This window comes from Streptomyces chryseus (genome assembly GCF_014650755.1).
In the GTDB taxonomy this organism is placed as follows: domain Bacteria; phylum Actinomycetota; class Actinomycetes; order Streptomycetales; family Streptomycetaceae; genus Streptomyces; species Streptomyces chryseus.
In genome coordinates this window covers 21,543-27,542 of sequence record NZ_BMVO01000041.1, presented here as the reverse complement: position 1 = coordinate 27,542, position 6,000 = coordinate 21,543, and the positions used below count along the sequence as shown (strand labels likewise).

The window sequence follows — 6,000 nt, the reverse complement described above, 5'->3', positions numbered from 1 at the left end:
TCGCACGACACACACCTCACACACCCACCAGCCCGTGACCGGTTCTCAACCAGGCACTGAGATCCGCAGTCGCTGCGGTTGCCGCCGCTCTTTCAGCTCCCCGGCGCCGAGTCTTGCCACGTACGTGGCGAGCCCGTCCCAGTCCGGGCCGTAGAACGCCTTGAAGGCAACCTGTGTGATCACGTTCGCGGTGAGGGCCTGGTCTGGGTTTCCCGGATCCTGTACTTCTCCCCGGTCCGCCCTGGCCAACAGGCCGTCCCACACAGCGGTGACGTCCCGGCCATGAAGTGCGCAGGACCTGGTGCGGTCGCACCAGGTCACGAACTGCTGGAACGAGTCCTCTGCGGTGACCGCCGAGGAGACGAGGAACTCCCGTGCGCCTAGGCTGTGGTCGATGTTCGCGGTGAGGGCCATGGTCCGGATCCGGTCACCGTACTGCTCCGCGTATTGCTGGCCGATCAGCGTGCCGTAGGAGTGGCCGAAATAGTTGATCTCCTTCTCGCCCAAGGACCTGCGGATGGCATCCATATCGCGGACAACGCTCAGGGTGTCGGCGTGGTCGAAGATCGGACCGCTGTGCCGTCGGCAGTCCTGTCGTAACGCCCGGTTGAAGTTGGCCAGTTGATCGAACTCCCCCTGGCTGCGGGGGTAGGCCGACGGCCGTTGGGCCAGCAGCTCCTGTGAGCACCTCACCGGCTGGCTGGCACCGACACCTCGCGGGTCGAACCCAATGATGTCGAACCTCTTCTGGACGTCCGCGCTGAAGTGGGCCTTGGCGCGCCGTACGGCGAAGTCCACACCTGAATCGCCCGGCCCGCCGGGATTCACCAGCAGCACACCGACTCGACGATCCGGATCGGTTGCTTTGCGACGGGCCACCGCGAGATCGAACGTCGAACCCGAAGGGTGTGCCCAGTCGATGGGCAGGCGCAGGGAGCCGCACTCTGCTGCGGCGTCCTGGGGACACGGCTTCCAGACGATGGCGTTCGACGGCGTCGAGCTTCTGCCGGCAGGGACGGCGTCCGCTGCCACCCCGCCCGGCGTCGGCACTCCGGCGGCGAACGCTCCAACAGCGAGCACTCCGGTGAGCGCCCTGAAGAACGGTTGCATGCAGTCCCTTTCAAACATCGCACGAAATGGATCACGGGGATTACTCCCTCGCCGAGCGTGGTGATTGGCCATACGGGTGCACAAGAGGCCGAGACCGGAATCAGGGAAGGCACAGGGACGCGATCAGGGGTGGCCTCAGGAAGGCACCTCGGAGGTTGCCGCCCGGCCCCCTGAATTCCCCGGACTTGGTACCGCTCCGCCACTCAGGACGGGCGGTGCCGTCAACGAACCCGGAAAGCGGCCGTCAGCCCGCCGCCGCTCCGGGCCCTGACATCCACAGGGGCATCAAACGCGCCCGCCCTTGCCCCGGCCGTCGGGCGAGGGTCACAGCCGGCAGTCAGCCCGGACTACGCCGAGTGCTTTGCTGTACGACTTGATGCTTGCACCATGGCGCGGATGGGGCGGCCGAAGGCCGAGTTGACACTGTCGGACGCAGAACGGGCCGCACTTGAGGGGTCGGTGCGGCGTCGTTCCACGCCGCAGGCGTGGGCTCTGCAGTGTCGGAAACATCCAGTTTGTGCCGAGCTTATCGTTCGCGGGTGCGTACTTGCGGGCGTTGGTCACCAGCTCGCTGACCGCGAGCGGCACCATGCCCATCGCGCGCCCGGACACCGGCAGTCCGTGCGCGGCCTGCACATCGGTGAGAAAACTACGGGCTAGATCACGGGCGGCGGCGATGCCCTCACTGCCCTCGAACGCACCGGACACCGACATGAGGTCTCCCAGCAGCGAATGCCGGTCCTGCCGACCCGCCTCCCCCAAGCGCCCTGTCACGCCGCAACCCGTGCACCCCCGAACCCTCACCCACGTACGCGGGTCAGGCAGAATGGACGGCGACTGGGCCTGCTTGTCTCCAGCCGGCACGCTGCCGCCGCCGCAACTTGACGCGGCCGTTCCTTCACCTGGTGTCCGGCGCCGGCCTGATGGTCACAGCAGCGGAACGGCTCCGCCCTCGGAAGAGGGGGGAGCCGTTTTCCGTCCGGGATGAGGCTGTGTCAGGCGTGGCTGTGGTGGCGCTTGTTGCCGGTGACCAGTCGGTAGACGGCGAGGAGGATGACCGAGCCGATGATGGCGGCGATCCAGGTGGAGAGGTCGAAGAATCCGTCGATGGAGTCGACGCCGAAGAGGACCTTGCCGAGAAAGCCGCCGAGCAGACCGCCGGCGACGCCGATGAGCATGGTGATGATGACGCCGCCCGGGTCCTTGCCGGGCATCAGCGCCTTGGCGATGAAGCCCGCGAGCAGACCAATGAGGATCCAAGCCAGAATGCCCATGATGCGTCTCCTACCTCGATGAATAAAGCCGGTGTTAACGATCGTCTGCACCGCGCGGAGGGTTTCAAACATCGATCGTTTCTGGACCAGCCGGTAACGGTCGAGGAGAAGGCGCGGGGCGGCCCGGGACCTGACCCGCGATGCCCGGAACGATGTGCGTCCCGGGCAGAGGGTGCGGGCGTCAGCCGCGAAGGCCTGGCCCCAGTTTGCGGGTCTCGGTCGTCTCAGGCCGCTGCCGTTGGGTTCGCCACTTCGGCGGTGCGGTGGTGTGCGGCGTTGATGCGCTGGGCTTCTTCGAGCTGGTCCTCGAGGACGATGATGCGGCAGGCGGCGTCGATGGGGGTGCCCTGGTCGACGAGTTCCCGGGCGCGGGCGGCGATGCGCAGCTGGTAGCGGGAGTAGCGGCGGTGTCCGCCGGCGGAGCGGAGCGGGGTGATGAGGCGTGCGTCTCCGAGGGCGCGGAGGAAGCCCTGGGTGGTGCCGAGCATGTCGGCGGCCCGGCCCGTGGTGTAGGCGGGATAATCGTCGTCGTCGAGACGGCCATGCGCGTTGTCTGCGGTCATCGCACCTCTCTGTGGAACACGTGGAGGGGCCCTGGTGCCAATGGCACCAGGGCCCCGAAGGAACTGCTACACCATCTGCCGGCCCTGGTACTGCGCCGGCCTTCTGTGTCCGCATGCCCGACCGAGTTGCTGTCGGGGGTGCGGGGATCGCGGTTGCTTGACCGGAGACCACCTCACTATCGGATGTCCTGCGGTACCCGGACTCAGAAGCTTCCGCCCGGGCGATCCTGATGGCGCCCTGTTCCTCCGTTCTTCCCTCTGGGATCAACTACATACCAAACGGGTACTGCGTACTGCTGGTGATGCGACCTGCTCAATGGCCTGTCAAAGCGCCACTCTTCGGCAGCCAGCCCCGTCGCCCGTCCTGCGTCTGCTCTGGCTTAGAACCCCACTGCCGAACCTCCCGGCGCGCGCGCCCGCAGCCGACGCCTTCACCGAGGTACCGCTCACTGACTTCACTGCTGGGTACTGCGAATGGGTACTGCGCACTGCACTTGCGGGTACTGCTACTGCGGTACTGCTCACGGCGGCCCCTGATCACCGCGGGCCACCCGGTCCGGTCGTCAGTCCCGTCGCCGCCCTGCAACAACCCTGGCTTCGAAACTCCACCACCGCACCGCACTACTGAACTGCAACTACGTGTACTGCGGGTACTGCTGCCCGGCAGTTCGTCTCTGCCAGGCCCTGCGGTCTCTCTGAGCCACGAGAGAAACCATAACCATGACACCCCCCAATGTCTACTCCAGCCGTCACAGATTTTCGCGTGTTCGACGGTGAGGTAATCGGCCCCGACAGTGACGGAGGGCGGAGGGCGGTGGCAAGCCGGATCAACGCACACAGCCGGAGTGCAAGCCCGGGGCGGCCAGGACAAATCACCGACGATCCAGAGACCAGGGTGAGCTGATGGACACGATGAGCGCGTCGCAACCGCTCGCTTCGCGACGCCCGCGGCCGGTGCACACGAGACGGCTGGTACGCCAGGCCCTGAGCTTGTTGCCTGGTCCGGCCCCCTCCGGGGCCGGGCAGTCGAGCCGACCGAGCACGGCGTGGCTCCCCTCGCGCCATGGCCCCATCGCGTCCAGTGTGGAATCTGGCACACCTCGCGATCGGAGTATCACCGCATGAACCCACTCAGTCATGGCACGGTGGGCGTCCAGTCCCTCGGGCTTGGGCAGGCCGGGCCTTGACCCCGGGTTTTGGACACCGGAGACACATGGATCTTGATGGTCCAGGAGAACGGAGTCCCTGTGGGGATGAGGCACTATCCCGCCGAGTTCAAGGCGGACGCGGTCGCGTTGTACCGGTCGAGGCCAGGAGCGACGATCAAGTCGGTCGCCGGTGATCTCGGGGTGAACACCGAGACACTGCGGAACTGGATCCGGGCCGCCGACGGGCGCCGCCCAGGCGCCCACTCTTCGTCGGCGGCCGCTGCGCAGGCCGTTCAGGCGGAGCTGGCCGCGGCCCGGACGAGGATCCGTGAGCTGGAGGAAGAGCGCGACATCCTGCGCAAGGCGGCCCGGTATTTCGCGGGAGAGACGCGCTGGTGAACCGCTGCCAGTTCGTTGAAGATCACCAGCGCCGGTTCGGCGTGAAGCGGCTCTGCGACATTCTCGGGGTCTCCCGCTCGAGTTTCTACTACTGGCGCCGCACCGCGGCGGCAAGGGCGGCCCGGCAGATCGCCGAGGCCGGGCTCGCGGCCCGGATACGCAAGGTTCACCAGGAATCCGACGGCACCTACGGCGCCCTCAGAGTCACCGCCGAACTCCGCGATGAAGGAGAACGGATCAACCACAAGCGCGTCGCGAGGATCATGCGGACCATCGGGCTCGAGGGAGTCCGTCTGCGCCGTCGGCACCGGACCACCGTTGCGGACCCGGCCGCGGCGCAGGCGCCGGATCTGATCGGACGTGACTTCACCGCGGCCGCGGTGAACACGAAGTACGTCGGCGACATCACATACCTGCCGGTCAGCGGCGCGAAGCCGCTCTATCTCGCGACCGTCATCGACCTGTGCTCCCGCCGGCTGGCCGGGTGGGCGATCGCAGATCACATGCGAACCGAGCTCGTCATCGACGCCCTGGCGGCCGCCGAGCGAACCCGCGGCAGTCTCGATGGAGCGATCATGCACACGGATCACGGATCGCAATACACGAGTAGGGCCTTCGCCGAAACTTGCAGGTCAGCCAGAGTCCGGCAGAGCATAAGCGCGATTGGGTCCAGTGCGGACAATGCCGCCGCCGAGTCCTTCAACGCAACCTTCAAAAGAGAGACGCTCAAAGGCCGGAAGGGCTGGTCGACCGAGCGCGAGGCACGACTCGGCGCCTTCCGCTGGCTGACCCGATACAACCCCCGCCGTCGGCACTCCCACCTCGGTCAGCGGCCTCCGATCGCCTTCGAGAACGCCTTCCAACTGCCGTCAACTACCCTGACCCAAGCCGCATAGACGTGTTCAGAATTCCGGGTCAAGGCCCATCAAGCACCAACCCCCAGACGAGTTACGGGACAACCTTCAGGCGCCGGCTTGGTGTCCTTGTCCTTGTCTGCGACCGCGTTGTGGCAGTCGATGTCGTCCTGCAACTACCGCAGGAGCTGGCGCGCAGGTTGCATAGATCTTGGACGCCCAAACACCGGAACCCGCACGCGAGTATCCGGACCATACGGCTTCGCGTGCGGGTTGGCGGCTGCGGAATCAGAGGTCACCAGGGGTGAACGACGGGGCATGGCCCGAAGCCATGCCCGACTGGCCGGGTGTGCGTGGCGATGGCCAGAGGCTCGGCAGACGGTCTTGGGTCCTTCAGCAAGTGTGTCGGTGCGGTCAGCGGGGACTGGGATGAGGGACTCGTCCGTATCCGCCCCGGCTTCCTCACCCGGCTCACCGTCGTACCCGGTCATGGGCAGCGGGTACTCCCTCGGCTGCGTCAGCGAGCACCTCGCCGTCCGCTTCCCGCACGACCGCGAGCAGGCCGCCGCCGACCGGGGCAACTGCGCGGAAGCTGTAGCGGCCCAGGTAGTCGAAGTTCGCGTGCTCGAGGGGTGGAGCCGGGCGATGTCGG

Annotated in this window: 5 protein-coding genes; 1 reads left to right on the top strand and 4 read right to left on the bottom strand. The window is 66.8% G+C overall.

Features of this window, described 5'->3' with window-relative positions; all coding sequences use genetic code 11:
- Nucleotides 1-45 precede the first annotated feature (45 nt).
- The 4 genes from IE185_RS31495 to IE185_RS31480 all read right to left on the bottom strand — a co-directional run bounded on the left by IE185_RS31495 (nt 46) and on the right by IE185_RS31480 (nt 2,947).
- Nucleotides 46-1,128: an alpha/beta fold hydrolase gene (locus tag IE185_RS31495; protein WP_229843805.1), complete on the bottom strand. Its 1,083-nt coding sequence runs from the start codon at nt 1,126-1,128 to the stop codon at nt 46-48.
- Between the two features lie 306 nt (nt 1,129-1,434).
- On the bottom strand, nt 1,435-1,824 hold the full coding sequence (locus IE185_RS33490) for a hypothetical protein (RefSeq protein ID WP_229843804.1): 390 nt from the start codon (nt 1,822-1,824) through the stop codon (nt 1,435-1,437).
- A gap of 281 nt (nt 1,825-2,105) precedes the next feature.
- A complete protein-coding gene (locus tag IE185_RS31485; protein ID WP_138894187.1) occupies nt 2,106-2,384 on the bottom strand; it encodes a GlsB/YeaQ/YmgE family stress response membrane protein in 279 nt (92 codons plus the stop codon).
- A gap of 224 nt (nt 2,385-2,608) precedes the next feature.
- A complete protein-coding gene (locus IE185_RS31480) occupies nt 2,609-2,947 on the bottom strand; it encodes a helix-turn-helix domain-containing protein (RefSeq protein WP_138894186.1) in 339 nt (112 codons plus the stop codon).
- Between the two features lie 1,247 nt (nt 2,948-4,194).
- Between IE185_RS31480 and IE185_RS31475 the strand changes: the two genes are divergently transcribed.
- A protein-coding gene (locus IE185_RS31475; protein ID WP_138894191.1) for an IS3 family transposase occupies nt 4,195-5,390 on the top strand; the annotation gives its coding sequence in 2 pieces (ribosomal slippage) (nt 4,195-4,474 and nt 4,474-5,390; 1,197 coding nt in all).
- The last annotated feature ends 610 nt before the right edge of the window (nt 5,391-6,000 follow it).

Bases quoted from the DNA above. Each gene is read 5' to 3' on its own strand.
- IE185_RS31495 (WP_229843805.1), bottom strand. From the start codon at position 1,128: ATGTTTGAAAGGGACTGCATGCAACCGTTCTTCAGGGCGCTCACCGGA.
- IE185_RS33490 (WP_229843804.1), bottom strand. From the start codon at position 1,824: ATGTCGGTGTCCGGTGCGTTCGAGGGCAGTGAGGGCATCGCCGCCGCC.
- IE185_RS31485 (WP_138894187.1), bottom strand. From the start codon at position 2,384: ATGGGCATTCTGGCTTGGATCCTCATTGGTCTGCTCGCGGGCTTCATC.
- IE185_RS31480 (WP_138894186.1), bottom strand. From the start codon at position 2,947: ATGACCGCAGACAACGCGCATGGCCGTCTCGACGACGACGATTATCCC.